Here is a 15,900-nt window from a genome sequence, read left to right as displayed (position 1 = left end):
TGGGAGTTCGCCTGGAACGTGGTCGACGCGCCTCTCTTTCTTCGGGTTCCCGATCCCATGGGAAGCCTCATCGCGGCGCATGACTGGGGGCGCACCCCGCTTGGACCGATCTCGGGCTGGCCGGCCGTTCTGAAGGTTACGGTGAGCACGATGCTGCGCTCCACCGTGCCGATGACGCTGCTGTGGGGCGAGACGGGCGTTCTCATCTACAATTCGGGCTATGCCGCCGTGTGCGGCAAGCGGCACCCGGCCGCGCTGGGCGCGCCCGTGCTCGATGTCTGGCCGGACTACCGCGATTTCAACCGTTCCGTGGTGGAGCGCAGCCTCGCCGGCGAGCCGCTGGCCTTCGACGAGCAGGAGCTGTCGCTCAACCGCAACGGCGAGCCCGAGCAGGTGTGGATGGACCTGCGCTACTCGCCGGTGGCGGACGAGGACGGCCGGTTCTGCGGCGCGCTCGCGATCGTGCTCGACGTCACCGAGCGGGTGTTGAGCCAGCGCCGCCTGCAGGAGAGCGAGACGCGCTTCCGCGAGATGGCGGACCATGCGCCCGTGATGGTGTGGGTGACGAACCCCACCGGCCATTGCGAGTACCTCAACCTCAACTGGTACGCGTTCACGGGCCAGAGCCCCGGCGAGGCGGCGGGCTTCGGCTGGCTCGATCCCATCCATCCGGAAGACCGCGCCGCCGCCGAGGCCGCGTTCCGGGGCGCCAACGCCGCGCAGGCGCCGTTTCGGGTGGAATACCGGCTGCGCCGCCGCGACGGCGCCTACCGCCTGGTGATCGACGCCGCGGCGCCGCGCTTCGATCCGGCCGGGACGTTTCTGGGCTATGTCGGCTCGGTGATCGACATCGACGAGCGGCGCGAGAGCGAGGAGCGGCTGCGCGAAAGCGAGGCGCGGTTCCAGGCGATCGCCAACTCGGTCGACCAGATGATCTGGTCCACCCGGCCGGACGGCTACCACGACTATTTCAACGACCGCTGGTACAGCTTCACGGGCCTGCCGCGCGGGGCGACGGACGGGGACAAGTGGAACAACGTGTTCCACCCCGACGACCGCGACCGCGCCGCCCGCACCTGGAAGCGCAGCCTCGCGACGGGCGACCCCTACCATATCGAGTACCGGCTGCGGCATGCCTCGGGCGAGTATCGCTGGGTGCTCGGCCGGGCCCAGCCGGTGCGCGACGCGTCGGGCGCGATCACGCGCTGGTTCGGCACCTGCACGGACATCCAGGACATCGTCGACGCCCGCGAGGTGCTGGCGAAATCGCGCGCGCAGCTCGAGCGCGAGGTCGAGGCCCGCACCGAGAAGCTGATGGTGGCCGAGCGCACGCTGCGGCAGATGCAGAAGATGGACGCCATCGGCCAGCTCGCGGGCGGCATCGCGCACGACTTCAACAACATGCTCGCCGTGGTGCTGAGCGGGCTGCAGCTTGTGCAGCGGCGCCTGGCGCGCGGCGACACGGACGTTGGCGCCTTCGTGGAGGGCGCGATGGACGGCGCCAAGCGCGCCTCGGCGCTCACCCAGCGCCTGCTCGCCTTCGCGCGCCAGCAGCCGCTGGAGCCCGAGCGGCTCGACCTCGCGGCCGAGCTGGCGGACCTGCAGGAATTGCTCACCCGCACGCTGGGCTCGCGCTTCCAGATCGAGATCCGGACGGAGCCCGTCTGGCCGACGCTGGCCGATCGCAGCCAGTTCGAGAACGCCGTGCTGAACCTCGCCGTGAACGCGCGCGACGCCATGCCGGAGGGCGGCCGCATCCAGCTGCGCGCCCGCAATGCGCCGGCAGGCAGCGCGCCCGCCGAGGGCGGCGGCGCGGTGGACCGCGACCACGTGCTGGTGGAGGTGGAGGACCAGGGCGCGGGCATGGACGAGGCCACGCTCGCGCGGGCGTTCGAGCCGTTCTTCACCACCAAGCCGGAAGGCAAGGGCACGGGCCTCGGCCTCAGCCAGATCTTCGGCTATGTGCGCCAGTCCGGCGGCTTCGTGCGGGCCCGCTCGCAGCCGGGCGTCGGCACCGTGGTGTCGATGTATTTCCCCCGCGCCGACGCGGCCGCTAGCCCTCCTTCGGCAGCGCCGGACCGCGCGTGACGTCCAGCCCCTGCGAGGGCGGCAGCGTCACCGTGCGGCCGGCGGCGGCGGACTGGTAGATCGCCTCCATCAGCACGTGGTCCTGCACGCCTTCCTCGCCGGGCGTGCGCGGCTTGCGGTTCTCGCGGACGCATTGCGCCATGTGGTCGATCTCGTCCGCGAACTGGTTGGTGGTCTCCACCGTCAGCGTGCGCTGCACCTCCTGGCCGTCCTGCTGCGTTCCGTGATGCAGCTGCTGGCCGCGATACGCGAAGGCCTTGTCCATCCGCATCCAGCCCTCCGCGCCGTTCACCAGCAGGTGCTGGCTCTTGTGGGCGCTGTAGCTCGTGAAGCAGTTGGCCAGCACGCCGGAGGGGAACAGCAGCGTGAACGCGACGCTGTCCTCCACCTCGGCGAAGCGCGGGTCGCCCGGCGGCGTGTGGATGCGCGCCGTCACCTCGACGGGCTCCTCGCCCAGCAGGAACCGCGCCTCGTTGAGGCAGTAGAGCCCGATGTCAGGCAGCGATCCGCCGCCGGCCAACGCCTTGCGCAGGCGCCACTGGCGCGGGTCGCCCTGGTTCTGCACGTTCACGGCCTCGATGCCGCGGATCGTCCCCAGCACGCCCGAGCGCATGGCGTCCTGCAACGCGCGGTGGTGCTTCTGGTATTGCGAGCGATACGCCACCATCAGCTTCACGCCGGCCCTGGCGCAGGCCTCCGTCATCTCGCGCGCCTCGGCGGAGTTCACCGCCATCGGCTTTTCGCACAGCACGTGCTTGCCGGCCCGGGCGGCGCGGATCACCAGGTCCTTGTGCAGCGCATTCGGGGTGATCACGTAGACGACCTGCACGGCCGGGTCGTCCGCGATGCGGTCAAAGCTGGCGTAGTCATAGAGCGAGCCCGCCGCGACGCCGAGCGACTGGCCCACCGTGCGGGCCTTCTCGGGTGAGCCCGACACCAGCGCGATAACCTTGGCCATGCGGGTTTCCGCAAAGGCCGGGATCACTTCCTCCAGCGCAAGGCGGCCGATCCCTGCAATCGCGAAGCCGACGCGCTCGGCGGGAGGCAGCGGCGCGGGCTTGGGCTTCTGCGCAGGCTCGGTTCCGGCCGCGATGGGCTCGAACTGGACCTTGCCGCCAGACACGCCGCCCACATCGAGCGGCTCGCGGGGCGCGGGAGCCTGGGCGAGAACCGGGGAGGCGAGCCCCGCCAGTCCGACGCCGCCCACGCCGACGCCTCCGGCCAGCAACAATCCCCGGCGGCTCCAGCGATAAGCGGCAGGGCGGTCCAGGGTGTCGCTCATGCGGGGCTTCTCCGTGTTTGCCAGCGCGGCCGGTGCGCCGCCGGGTGAAAACGTGGCCTCCCGGCCGGTGTTCCGCCCACACGGCCCGCCCGGGGGTGCGACAAGGGCGCGCTGCTGTTTCCTCCGGCCTCGCCACAACCAACCGGCGGGCTGGCGCGTATTGGTCGTGGCCCCCCGGCTCCCGTTCCATCGCGCCAGAGATCCGCATGCCCGTATCGCCGTCCCGCCGCGCCGTCCTGACGGCCGGCCTTATCGCCCCGGTTTTGTCCTCCTGCTCAGCGCTCGGCGTCTTCAACGCGGTGACGCCCGCCGATTCCGGCGCCCGGCTCGCCGCCGAAGGCGTCGCCTACGGCCCGGACCCGCGGCACAAGCTCGACGTGTTCGTGCCCGACGAGGCCGCCAGCACCGCCGCTGTGAAGCGCCGGCCCGTGGCGCTCTTCATTTATGGCGGCTCGTGGAACAGCGGCGCGCGGGCCGACTACGCGTTTGTCGGAAGGGCGCTCGCGGCTCGCGAGATCGTCACCGTGGTGATGGACTACAGGCTGGTTCCGCAGGTCCGCTATCCGGGCTTCGTCGAGGACGGCGCGCTCGCGACCCGGTGGGTCAAGAGCGAGATCGGCCGCTATGGCGGCGATCCCGGCCGCATCTTCGTCATGGGCCACTCGGCCGGCGCCTATATCGCCGCCATGCTGGCGCTGAACCCGCAGTTCACGCGCGAAGCAGGGCTGCGCGGCTCCCCTTATCGCGGGCTGGTCGGCATCGCCGGCCCATACGACTTCTATCCCTTCGACGTCGGCGCGAGCCGCGAGGCTTTCGGCCAATGGCCGCGGCCGCAGGAGACCCAGCCCGTCTCGATCGCGCGGCGCGGCGCGCCGCCGGCCTTTCTCGCCTACGGAACCGAGGACACCACCGTCCTTCCGCGCAACTCGCGCAAGCTCGCCGAGGTGCTGCGCGGCCTGGGCACGCGCGTGGTGGAGCGGGCTTACCCGGGGGTCAGCCACGCGGGCATCCTGCTCGCGCTGTCGAAGCCGCTGCGCGAACGCGCGCCGGTTCTTGACGACGTGGTCGCGTTCATCCAGGGCGGTTGAACCCGCTCCCTCGACATTCGCGTGCGAAAGTGAACCAAGCGCGCCCTCCGGGAGTATGTGCCTCCGGGGGGCTGCAAGGGTGCGCGTAGTGGCGGCGACCGATCTTTCCGTACTGCTTCAGTCCGTCGCCGCCGGCGACCGGCGCGCGTTTCGCGATCTTTATGACGCCACGTCTCCGAAACTCCTTGGGATCGCGGTGCGTATCCTCAGGGACAAGGCCTTGGCCGAGGAGATCCTTCAGGATGTTTACCTGCGCGTCTGGCGCAATGCGAACCGGTACTCGCCAGAGGCCGGCGCGCCGATGACGTGGCTCTCCACCATCGCGCGCAACCGCGCCATCGACGTGGTCCGCAGCCGCAAAGCCGAGCCCATCGCGGCCGCTCCGGCCGGCGACGAGGATGGCGGCTGGCTCGAAAGCCTGGCCGATCCGGCCGGGGAGGGCGTAGACCGGGTCGACGCCCAGGCGCTGCAGCAGTGCCTCGGACAGGTCGAGGGCGAACTGCGCCACTGCCTCGTGCTCGCCTATTGCGAGGGCTATAGCCGCGAGGAGCTGGCCGACCGCTTCGGCCGCAATGTGAACACCATCAAGACGTGGCTGCGCCGCGGCCTCGCGGCCCTGCGCGTGTGCCTGGATCCGCCATGCCCATGAATTCGCCATGCCCATGACCCCCGAAGACGCCGACGCCCTGGCGGGCGAATATGTGCTCGGCACGCTCGGGGCCGAAGAGCGCGCGGCGTTCGGGCGGGCGCTGGAGCGCGACCCCGCGCTGCGGGCGCTGGTGGCCGATTGGGAGCGCCGCCTGTCGCCGCTGAACCGGGCCGTCGCGCCCGTGACCCCGACCGCCGACCTCTGGCGCGCCATCTCGCAGGCCATGGGCCCCGATCCTGTGGTGCAGCTGCGCCGCCAGGTGCTGCGCTGGCGCGTCGCCACGGGCGTCGCGGCCGCGCTGGCCGCAAGCCTGGCGATCGCCCCCTGGCTGCGCCCCGCCGCGCCGCCCGCGGCCGGGCGCTACGTCGCGGTCATCAACCGCAGCGGCGACCTCCCGGCCCTGATCGTGCGCGTCGACGTCGCCACCGGCGCGGTGACGCTGCGCCCCGTCGCGATGGAGCCGCCCGCGGGCCGCAGCCTCGAACTCTGGTACATCCGCGACGGCGCCGCGCCGCGCTCCCTCGGCGTCGTCCACGACGGCGCCCAGCAGGTCGCCGCCCCCGCCGAACTGCGCAACGACGCCCGCAACCCCATCACCTTCGCGGTCTCGGTCGAACCCCCCGGCGGCTCCCCCACCGGCGGGCCCACGGGCCCGGTGATCTACTCGGGCAAGCTCATCCCGGAGTGAGGGTGGGTCCTACCTGCCCACCATCCTCAACCCAGTTTCCAGGCGCAAAAGTCTCCGTCATCCCCGGCGGCGCGAAGCGCCGGGAAGAGGAGCCAAGGGGTGAGCGCTTTTGCTCTAGATCCCCGTTCCGACCGGCTGCGTAGGTCGCCGGGGATGACGGCGGCGAAGCGGCGCGCTGGGAGGACGCGGGACGGCTGCGCCACCCTGCCGTCATTGCGAGCGCAGCGAAGCAATCCAGCTAACGCCGGCCTTTAAGCACGGGCCGACACCGCCTGCCTGTCCCAGGGCGCAAATCGTGGGGCTGAGCGGGGCGGCCCCGGCCTCTGGATTGCTTCGCTTCGCTCGCAATGACGGCGCGGAGGCCGGCAGGTGGCGTTGGAGGTGAATCGAGTTGTCCGCTGGCAAAAAAGCTTTCCTGCTGTCATCAACTCGGCCGCGTCGCGCGCGACTCTTTCGTCATCCTCGGCGGCGCGCAGCGCCGGGAAGGTGATCCAGGGGTGAGCGCCTATGCTCCGAATGCCCGTCCCGACCGGCTGCGCAGGTCGCCGGGGATGACGGCGGCGAAGCGGCGCGCTGGGAGGACGCGGGACGGCGGCGCCACCCTGCCGTCATTGCGAGCGCAGCGAAGCAATCCAGCTGACGCCGGGCGTTACGCGCGGCTCGACACCGCCTCTACAGAGACGCGATTACGGCGCCTGAGCGGGGCGGCCCCGGCCTCTGGATTGCTTCGCTGCGCTCGCAATGACGGCGCGGGTTCGTCACCCAAGCGCACCTGAATCACACCTCCCAGCAACAACCGATCGCGCGTTCTGATTGTTTTCAGGCCGAAAACTCGCGCGCGCTTGCCGCCGGGACCTCTGATGAGGCATTCTGGCGGGAGCGCTGCGCTGAGTTCGCGTCGAGTGTCCGAGCCCGAAACAAGCTTTGTCGACTGGCTGGCCTTGCACGGCCTGGCGGAGCTTGGCCCGGCGCTGGCGGCGCAGCATGTCGGGTTCGACACGCTGGGCGACATCACGGAGGCCGACCTCAAGGATCTGGGCTTCACGCTGGGCCAGCGCAAGCGGCTGATGCGGGCCATCGGCGAGCGGCTCGGCGGGGCCGTGACGGTGGCGACGCCGCACCCGGAACTGCAGGCCGAGACGATCACCGAGCGGCGCCATCTCACCGTGATGTTCTGCGACCTGGTCGGGTCCTCGCGACTGTCCGACCGCATGGACACGGAGGATTATCTCGAGATCATACAGTCTTACCGGGCTTTCTGCACGCAGATCGTGAACCGCTACGAGGGCTTCGTGGCCCGGTTTATCGGCGACGGCATCCTCTGCTATTTTGGCTACCCGATCGGCCATGAGAACGACGCCGAGCGGGCCGTGCGGGCCGGGCTGGAAATCACGCGCGGGCTCGGGGCCGTCGCCACGCCGGACGGGTCGGTGCTGGAAGCGCGCATCGGGCTGACCACGGGCGTGGTGATCGTCGGCGACCTTTATGCGCCCGGCGGGTCGGAGCGCCAGGAGATCGTCGGCGCGACCCCGAATCTGGCGGCGCGGATCCACTCCGCCGCGCGCCCCGGCGAGGTGCTGGTGGCCGAAAGCACCTATCGGCTCGTGCGGGGGATGTTCACCTGCGAGTCGCTTGGGCGGCGGGTGTTCCGCGGATTTTCGAACGAGACGGCGCTGTGGCGCGTGCAGGGCGAGCGCATGACGACGCGGTTCCGGGCGCGCCGGGGCCGGCGCCCGGCGACGCTGGTCAACCGCGTGGCCGAGCTCGAAATGCTGCGCACCCACTGGAAGCGCAGCCTCGTGGGGGAGGGCGGCGGCCTCGTGATCGTGGGCGAGGCCGGGATCGGCAAGTCGCGCGTCGTGGAGCACTTCGCCCACAGCGTCGAGGGCGCCGAGGCGGTTGTTCATCGCTACACGGCGGGGCCGTTTTCGGCCCAGAGCCCGCTGTTTCCGCTGATCGCCTTCATGACGCGCGCGGCGTCGATCCGGCGGGGCGACGACGCGGCCACGCGCCGGCGCAAGCTCGAGGCCCTGGTCTGGGGCGACGAGGAGACACGACGCGCCGGCACGCCGATCCTGGCGGAGCTTCTTTCGGTCGACATCGATCAACGCCCCAGCGGCGAGCTTTCGCCGCGGCAGATCCGCGAGCAGACCTTCGCGTTCGTGATCGACCAGATGGAGCGGCGGGCCGCCGCGAGCCCGCTGCTGTTGATCGTCGAGGACATCCACTGGCTCGACCCCACCTCGCTGGAGCTGCTGGAGCAACTGATCCCGCGGCTGGAGCGCCAGCGCATCCTGCTGGTCGCGACCTGCCGGGACGAGGAGCAGGTGGACTGGATCGAGCGCTCCGGGTTGGCGGTGCTGCGCCAGGGCAGGCTCGACCCCGAGCACGCCCGGGCGCTGATCCAGACCGTGCTCGGAGACCGGCGCATCGACCCCGCCTTCGCGGCGCAGATCGTCAGCAAGACGGACGGCAATCCGCTGTTCCTGGAGGAGTTCACCAGCACGGTGGTGGACGCCGTGGAGCAGGCCACCGGGCTCGACCGCTTCGCCGTGGCGGCGATGCCGCGGATCCCGGACTCGCTGCATGAGATACTGGTGGCGCGGCTCGACCAGGCCGGCGAGGCGAAGACGCTGGCGCAGGTCGGCGCGGTGCTGGGGCGCTCGTTCTCAAGGCCGCTGATCGAGGCCGTGGCGGCCCGCGAAGGGGCGGGCTTCGACGGGAGCATCGCGGCGCTGCTGGCCTCCGGGCTGCTGTTCGAGACGCAGGAACAGGGCGAGGCGCACTACTCCTTCAAGCACGCGCTGGTGCAGGACGCCGCCTACCGGACGCTGCTGCGGGACCGACGCTGGCGGTTGCATGCGGTCGCGGCCGAGGAGATTCGTCGGCTGACGCCCGAGGTGGAGCGCGAGCAGCCCGAAATGCTGGCCCACCACCTGACGGAGGCCAATCTCTACGACCAGGCGGTGACGTTCTGGCTGCGGGCGGGCGAGCGCAACCTGCAGCGGTCGGCCCTGCCGGAGGCCGTGACGCAGCTGCGGCGGTGCCTGGAGGTGCTTGGCCACCTGCCGCCCGAGCCCGAGCACCTGGAGCAGCGGCTGCGCGTGCTGGTGCTGCTGGGGCCGGCCTTGATTTCGCTGAAGGGCCCTGGCTCGCGCGAGGTCGAGGACATCTACACCAGCGCGTACGAGACCTGCCGGCTGCTGCCGGAATCGCGCACCCACTACCCGGTGTTCTGGGGCTGGTGGCGGATGTCGGAGGACTATCGGGACAAAACCCGGCGCTTCGAGGCGCTGCTGGAGCGCGCCCAGGTGCGCTCCGATCCCGAGCTCCTGCTGCAGGCGCATCATTGCGGCTGGGGCAGCTATTTCGGGCTGGCGCAGTTCGGCGCCTGCTGCGAGCACATCGACAAGGGGCTGGCGATCTACGAGGCCGGCGACTACCGCCACCACGCCACGCTCTATGGCAACCATGACGCGAAGGTCTGCGCGCTCGGCGAGCGGGCTCTCGTCTACTGGTTGCAGGGCGCGCCCGAGCAGGCCCTCGCGCAGGAGCGGCGCGCCATGGCGTGGGCGGCCGAGCTCGGCCATGACGGATCCTACAGCCACTGCATCGACATCGCGGTGATGCACAGCGCCTATCGGCGCGACATCCCGGCCGTGCGCGAGCGGGCCGCCACCATGCTGCGGCTGGCGGAGGAGAAGGGCTTTTCCGACCACCTGTCCAAGGGCCGGCTTTTTCTGGGCTGGACGGCCGCGCTCGGCGGCGACCCGCTGGCCGGCCTCGCGATGCTGCGCGAAGGGCTCGCCCAGCAGAAGGACAGCGGCACCTCGGAGGATTTCCCGGTCTACTACTGCATGCTCGCCGAAGTCTTGGAGCTCGCCGGCCGCCCCGACGAGGGCCTGGTCGAGCTCGAATATGTCCGCGACGTCTGCAACGCCGCCGGCCTCCGCATCTGGATGCCGGAGGTGTTGAGGAGGATTGGGGAGTTGCGGGCGGGGACGGGCGCGGGCGGGCGCGACGCGGAGGCGGCGCTGCGCGAGGCGCTGGCGCTCGCGGTGGCGCAGGACGCGCGGGCGCTGGGCGTGCGGGCCGCGCTCTCCCTCGCGCGGGTGCGTACGCGGGCGGGGGACCGCGAGGAGGCGCGCGCCATCCTGCGCCCGTATCTCACGGGCGCGCCCGAGTGGCTCGCGCAGGCGGACGTGCAGGCCGCGCGGGCGCTGCACGGCGCGGGAGCCGACGCGTGAGCGCCCCGGCCGATGCCTACGCGCGCTTCGCGCCGCTGGGCCCGCGCATGGGCATCACCCGCGTGGCCGTGCTCACGGGCCTGGACACGCTGGGCATCCCCGTGTGCCTGGCCGCGCGCCCCAACTCGCGCTCGATCGCGGTCTTCCAGGGGAAGGGGCGCACGCTCGCGGCCGCGAAGGCGTCCGCGTTCATGGAGGCGGCCGAGACCTGGCACGCGGAGCGCGTGCTGGCGCCGTGCCGGCTGGCGCGCGCCGCGGACCTGCGGGAGGCGGGCGAGCGCTGCGTGTGGGAGGGTCTGCCCCTGGCCGAAGGCGCGCGCTTCGACGCGGACGCGCTCATCCCGTGGGCAGAGGCGCGCGACCTCGCGACGGGCGCGCCCGCCTGGGTCCCGCTCGAATGCGTGAGCGCCGACTACACGCCCGCCGCGGAGGCGCGCTTCGGGCGCGTGTTTGAGGCGCACACCAACGGGCTCGCGTCCGGCGCCACGCTCGCGGACGCGGTCGCGCACGCGCTGTACGAGCTCGTGGAGCGCGACGCGGTCACGCTCTGGCGCCTGCGCGACGGGCGCACGGAGCCCTCGCTCGCGCTCGCGGCCATCCGCGATCCCGCCTGCGCGTGGCTGCTGGAGCGCTTCGCGGCCGCGGGGGTGCGCATCCGCGTCTGGGACGTGACCTCGGACGTGGGCGTGCCCGCCTATCTGTGCCTGGCCGCGGACGAGGGCACGAGCGCGACCGACCCCGAGATCGGGGCCGCGTGCCACCCGGCGCCCGCGGTCGCGATCGCGAAGGCGCTCACCGAGGCCGCGCAGGCGCGCACCACCTGGATCGCGGGCTCGCGCGACGACTTCGCGCCCGAGCTCTACGACGCGGCCGCGCGCGCGAGGCGCAGCCGCATCAGCCGCGTGTGGATGGAGGGCGCGGCCACGGCCTCGCCCGACGCCCGCGCGGACATGTCGACCGGGAGCGTGGACGCGGACATCGGGCGCGCGCTCGGGCTCCTGGCCGCGGCCGGGCTCGGGCAGGCGCTTTGCGTGGACCTCACGCGCCCGGACATCGGCATCCCGGTGGCGCGCGTGCTGGTCCCCGGGCTCGAATCCCCGCTCACCGGCGAGGAGGGGGGCGCCGGCGGCCTGCGGGCAGCCCGAATCCGCGCCCAGGCGGGCGGGCGGTCATGACGGGCGGCCTCATCTTCCTCGGGCCCAGCCTGCCGGCCGCCGAGGCGCGGGCGTTGACGGACACGCCCATCCTGCCGCCGGCCGCGCAGGGCGACCTCTATCGCGCCGTGCTGGCGCACAGGCCGAGCGTGGTCGGCATCGTGGACGGCTATTTCCACCAGGTCCCGTCGGTGTGGCACCGCGAGATCCTGTGGGCGATGAGCGAGGGCGTCGCGGTGTTCGGGGCCGCCAGCATGGGGGCGCTGCGGGCGGCCGAGCTGGACGCCTTCGGGATGGTGGGAATCGGCCGGGTCTATGAGGGCTTCGTGGCGGGGCGCTACGGCCCCTTCGCGGATAATTTCGAGAACGACGACGAGGTCGCGGTGCTGCACGGGCCGCCGGAGACCGACTTCCTCAGGCTCAGCGACGCCATGGTGGACCTGCGGCAGGGGCTCGCGGAGGCGCAGGAAGCGGGCGTGATCAGCGTGGCCCTTCGCGACGCGCTCTGCGCCGAGATGGCCGCCACCTTCTATCCGGACCGCAGCGCCGACGCGCTGCTGGCCAGCGCCCACCTTGCGCCGCCTGTCGCGGCGGCTCTGCGCGACTGGTGGGAGCGATCCTACGAATCCCAGAAGCGTCGCGACGCGCTGGCGCTGATCGCCCGGGTCGACGCCTTCCTGGCGCAGGGCGAGACCGCGCCGACGCCCTCCTTCACCTTCCAGCGCTCGGGCGTGTGGGCGAACTTTGTGGCCGCCGAGGACGCGCGTCGCGCCGCTGCCCTGACGACCGACGAGGCGCTGGCCATCGCGGATCTGCAGCGTGACTTCGAACGCTGGCCCGCGCTTTGCCGGGCGGCGGGGCGGGAGGGCGGCTCCTCCGATCCGGGAGAGACACGGCGCGTCTTCGCCGCCTGGCGCGACACGCAGGGCCTGGCGTCCCGCGCGTCGCTCGACCGCTGGATGGCGGCGAATGGCCTCGACGATACCGGGCTCGCGGCGTTGTTCGAGCGCGTGGCCGGTCGCGGCGGCCAGCATGTCACGGCCGCCGACGCCCGCGACGTGGTCGACCATCTCCGCCTCACGGGCGCGTTTCCGGCCGCCCTGGAGCAGGCCCGGCGCAACGCCGCCATCCTGGCCTCGATCCCGGACGCCGGCCGGCCTCCTCCCGCCGACATGCGGCCGATCGCCGGGCGATACGGGTTGGTGGATGACGACGCGCTGGCGCTGGAACCACTTTCGCGTGTGGCGGAGAGGCTTTGCTATCCGGACGAGGGCGCCTTTGCGCGGGCGCTGTGGAGCAGGTACCATCTCGACCTCGCCGGTCCCGACGGGCCGGGCGGGCAGGGCATGCGGAGCGGGGGCTGACCATGCGCGGAACCTTGTTCAGGTTGTTTCCCCAGGCCACGGACAGCTATCCGGAGCCCGAGCTGATCGAGGTGTCGCGGCCCGCCGGCTCGGTCGGGCCCGGACCATCGGACGACCGCCTCATCGTCGTGGATGCGGTCGACAAGGAGCCCTATGACCCGCCGCTGACGCTGCCGCCGTTTCGCGGCGCCGTGCGGCCGCCGGCCTGGCCCGACCAGAACGGCGACTTCGCCTGGATCCCGGTGGAAACGGAGCAGTTCCTGCAGGCGCATCTCTATGGCTGCGTGCGGCTGTCGGTGGACGTCTGGGAGAAATATCTCGGCCGCACCGTGCGCTGGATGGACCTGATCGGCCGGGAGCGGCTCGAGCTCGTGCCGCTGGTGGAGTGGGCCAACGCCCAGTCGGGGCCGGGCTTCATGGAGATGGGCTGCCAGGTCAACAATGAAGGCGAAATGCGCCTGTTCTGCCTCAACGCCGACGTTATCGCGCACGAGACGGGCCATACGGTGCTGTTCGCCGAACTGGGCACGCCCGCGCAGGACCGCCTCACCGGCGAGTTCCTGGCCTTCCACGAATCCTTGTCGGACATGACGGCGCTGCTTACGGCGCTGCATTTCGAGACCGTGATCGACCGCGTGCTGACGCAGACCAACGGCAACATGTACGTGGCCAACGACAGCAACAAGATCGGCGAGCTCTCCAGCACGCAGCAGATCCGCGTCGCCGACAACATCACCCGGATGAGCGACCTCGTCGGCCTGCGGCTCGCCGCCAGCGGGGACTGGATCGACCCGTCCGGGCAGGGCCGCAACGCGCATGCGCTTGCCCAGCCGCTCACGGGCGCGCTGTTTGATTTCCTGGTGGATCTCTACCAGGACAACCTGGTGACGCGCGGGATCATCGCGCCGGACGACGACGCGCGCGGGTGGGACCGCGACGAGGTCGACGCCGCCATGGCGACGCTCGCGGCGACCTTCGGCGATCGCTACGAAACCCTGCGCGGCGACTTCCGCGAGGCGCTCGTGGATGCGCGCGACACGGTCGGTTTCGTGCTGGGCGCCATGGTGGACCGGGTCGACATCGACGACCTCACCTTCGGCGAGGTCGCGGGCGTTCTGCTGGAGGTCACGGCCGAGTTGGTCGGCTCGTATGCGGCCGGCATGCTGGCCGAAAACCTGCGCTGGCGCGAGATCGACCCGATTGTTCCGGCCCGGGTCACGGCCGGCGTGATGCTGGCGACCTCGCGGCGGTTTCGGGCGGGCGTGCCCTTTGCGGAGCAGATCGGGCAGTTCCGGGCGCTTCGGCACGCGGCCTGCTGCCTGCCGGCGCGCCGCCACGAGGGCGCGATGGCGTTCGGGCTGGGCAAGATTATTCGCGCCGAACATCGTCGGCCGGATTGAGTGCGACGCGGTTCGTGTGAACCGCTTCACATTGGGGGCACTGCAACCATGCAACCTTGGGCGTGTCTGGCTTCCAGCGATTTGAGCGTTGATTGCAAGCATGCCCGGCCGGCGAACGGCGGGACTACCCACCACCAGAGGAGGGGCGAATGGCAGATCTGAACGAGACCGTGCTGGCTGGCTCGGTCGTGCGCCTGTTCGGGCGCAAGATGACCGACCTTAAGCTCGACGGCCCGACCGTCGAGACCGACGCCGTGCTGGCGCGGATCTACGGCTTCAGCTTCGAGGGCCAATACTACAAGCTCGCCGCGCCCAGCATCTTCAAGGTCCATGGCGCCGGAACGGCGGTTCCGGCCGGCCAGAGCCCGATCGAGCTCGGCCTCTCGGGCGTGGAGCTGACCAGCGACGTCTTCGCCAAGGACGTCTCGATGTGGGCGGTGGACTCCAAGGACCGTTCGGTCCGCCTCGACGCCATGGCGGGCACCTTCGAGGAAATCCTGCTCGCCCCCGAACTCGCCGACGGCGGCGACAGCCTCTCGGCCCGCGCCCAGATGACCGGCCGCGCCCAGCTCACCGGCCGGGCCCAGATGACGGGCCGCGCGCAAATGACTGGACGGGCGCAACTGACCGGCCGGGCGCAGATGACAGGCCGGGCGGAGTAGGGCGGGGAACGGGACCCTTCTCCCTCCGGGAGAAGGTTGCGGCGGCTGCGGACACCCTCCCGTCATTGCGAGCGCAGCGAAGCAATCCAGATGGCTGGCGAGAGGCTCGGCGTACACCGCCCCCTTGAGGGGGAGGGTGGGCTGCGGCGTTTTTCCTGCATGTTTACGCGGCGGAGCCAAGCGTGCCTCCTACCATCAGCTGGATTGCTTCGCTGTCGCTCGCAATGACGGCGAGGGGCGGGTGGCGCTCGCCTTGCTGGTCGGGCGCTGTTCTTCTTCCGGGGAAGAAGGCGCGAGCGGCGGGGGTGCGGACACCCTCCCGTCATTGCGAGCGCAGCGAAGCAATCCAGATGGTTGGCGAGAGGCTCGGCCTACACCCTCCCCTTGAGGGGGAGGGTCGCCGCGCAGCGGCGGGGTGGGGTGACGCCGGGCGAAGCGCTCACTGACACATTGCACGCGGCCCCGGCTGGACCCCACCCCGCCGGGCTTCGCCCGTCGACCCTCCCCCCCAAGGGGAGGGTGGGCTGCGGCGATTCTCCTGAATGTTTTGCGCGGCAAAGCCGGGCGTGCCTCCGAACATCAGCTGGATTGCTTCGCTGTCGCTCGCAATGACGGCGAGGGGCGGGTGGCACTCGCCTTGCTGGTCGGGCGCTGTTCTTCTTCCGGGGAAGAAGGCGCGAGCGGCGGGCGTGCGGACACCCTCCCGTCATTGCGAGCGCAGCGAAGCAATCCAGATGGCTGGCGAGAGGCTCGGTCTGCACCCTCCCCTTGAGGGGGAGGGTCGCCGCGCAGCGGCGGGGTGACGCCGGGCGAAGCGCTCCCTGGCAGATCGCGCGCTGCCCCGGCCGCACCCCACCCCGCCGGGCTTCGCCCGTCGACCCTCCCCTCAAGGGGAGGGTGGGCTGCGGCGTTTTTCCTGCATGTTTACGCGGCGGAGCCGAGCGTGACGCCCACCATCAGCTGGATTGCTTCGCTGTCGCTCGCAATGACGGCGAGGGGCGGGTGGCACTCGCCTTGCTGGTCGGGCGCTGTTCTTCTTCCGGGGAAGAAGGCGCGAGCGGCGGGCGTGCGGACACCCTCCCGTCATTGCGAGCGCAGCGAAGCAATCCAGATGGTTGGCGAAGGGCTCGGCCTACACCCTCCCCTTGAGGGGGAGGGTCGCCGCGCAGCGGCGGGGTGGGGTGACGCCGGGCGAAGCGCTCACTGACACAATTGCACGCGGCCCCGGCTGCACCCCACCCCGCCGGGCTTCGCCCGTCGACCCTCCCCCTCGAGGGG

Annotated in this window: 10 protein-coding genes; 9 read left to right on the top strand and 1 reads right to left on the bottom strand. The window is 71.5% G+C overall.

The window, feature by feature from the left end:
* The first annotated feature begins 57 nt into the window (after positions 1 to 57).
* A complete protein-coding gene (locus AC1DSZ_RS16605) occupies positions 58 to 2,088 on the top strand; it encodes a PAS domain S-box protein (protein ID WP_476839459.1) in 2,031 nt (676 codons plus the stop codon).
* On the opposite strand, the gene AC1DSZ_RS16600 is transcribed toward AC1DSZ_RS16605, so the two are convergent.
* A complete protein-coding gene (locus tag AC1DSZ_RS16600) occupies positions 2,054 to 3,370 on the bottom strand; it encodes a Gfo/Idh/MocA family protein (RefSeq protein ID WP_476839458.1) in 1,317 nt (438 codons plus the stop codon). The two genes, AC1DSZ_RS16605 and AC1DSZ_RS16600, sit on opposite strands and share 35 nt — an antisense overlap.
* A gap of 206 nt (positions 3,371 to 3,576) precedes the next feature.
* On the opposite strand from AC1DSZ_RS16600, the gene AC1DSZ_RS16595 reads away from it, so the two are divergent.
* The 8 genes from AC1DSZ_RS16595 (at position 3,577) to AC1DSZ_RS16560 (ending at position 14,622) form a co-directional block, all read left to right on the top strand.
* On the top strand, positions 3,577 to 4,458 hold the full coding sequence (locus AC1DSZ_RS16595) for an alpha/beta hydrolase (RefSeq protein ID WP_476839457.1): 882 nt from the start codon (positions 3,577 to 3,579) through the stop codon (positions 4,456 to 4,458).
* A gap of 55 nt (positions 4,459 to 4,513) precedes the next feature.
* Positions 4,514 to 5,107, top strand: a complete 594-nt coding sequence (locus AC1DSZ_RS16590) for a sigma-70 family RNA polymerase sigma factor (protein ID WP_476839456.1) — start codon at positions 4,514 to 4,516, stop codon at positions 5,105 to 5,107.
* Positions 5,108 to 5,114: 7 nt separating this feature from the next.
* Positions 5,115 to 5,795: an anti-sigma factor gene (locus AC1DSZ_RS16585; RefSeq protein WP_476839455.1), complete on the top strand. Its 681-nt coding sequence runs from the start codon at positions 5,115 to 5,117 to the stop codon at positions 5,793 to 5,795.
* 902 nt (positions 5,796 to 6,697) lie between these two features.
* Entirely contained in the window at positions 6,698 to 10,042 is a 3,345-nt protein-coding gene (locus AC1DSZ_RS16580) for an AAA family ATPase (protein WP_476839454.1), read from the top strand.
* Positions 10,039 to 11,217, top strand: coding sequence for a YcaO-like family protein (locus tag AC1DSZ_RS16575; RefSeq protein ID WP_476839453.1), 1,179 nt, complete (start codon positions 10,039 to 10,041; stop codon positions 11,215 to 11,217). Before AC1DSZ_RS16580 ends, AC1DSZ_RS16575 begins: the two co-directional genes overlap by 4 nt.
* On the top strand, positions 11,214 to 12,560 hold the full coding sequence (locus AC1DSZ_RS16570; RefSeq protein WP_476839452.1) for a TfuA-like protein: 1,347 nt from the start codon (positions 11,214 to 11,216) through the stop codon (positions 12,558 to 12,560). Before AC1DSZ_RS16575 ends, AC1DSZ_RS16570 begins: the two co-directional genes overlap by 4 nt.
* A 2-nt stretch (positions 12,561 to 12,562) precedes the next feature.
* Complete coding sequence (locus AC1DSZ_RS16565) at positions 12,563 to 13,960, top strand: gluzincin family metallopeptidase (protein ID WP_476839451.1); 1,398 nt, start codon at positions 12,563 to 12,565, stop codon at positions 13,958 to 13,960.
* A gap of 149 nt (positions 13,961 to 14,109) precedes the next feature.
* Entirely contained in the window at positions 14,110 to 14,622 is a 513-nt protein-coding gene (locus tag AC1DSZ_RS16560) for a hypothetical protein (protein WP_476839450.1), read from the top strand.
* The last annotated feature ends 1,278 nt before the right edge of the window (positions 14,623 to 15,900 follow it).

The organism is Alsobacter sp. P4_H11 (assembly GCF_056400925.1).
Note: the sequence above shows the minus strand (reverse complement) of the source record. Positions and strands in the feature narration are given on the sequence as shown.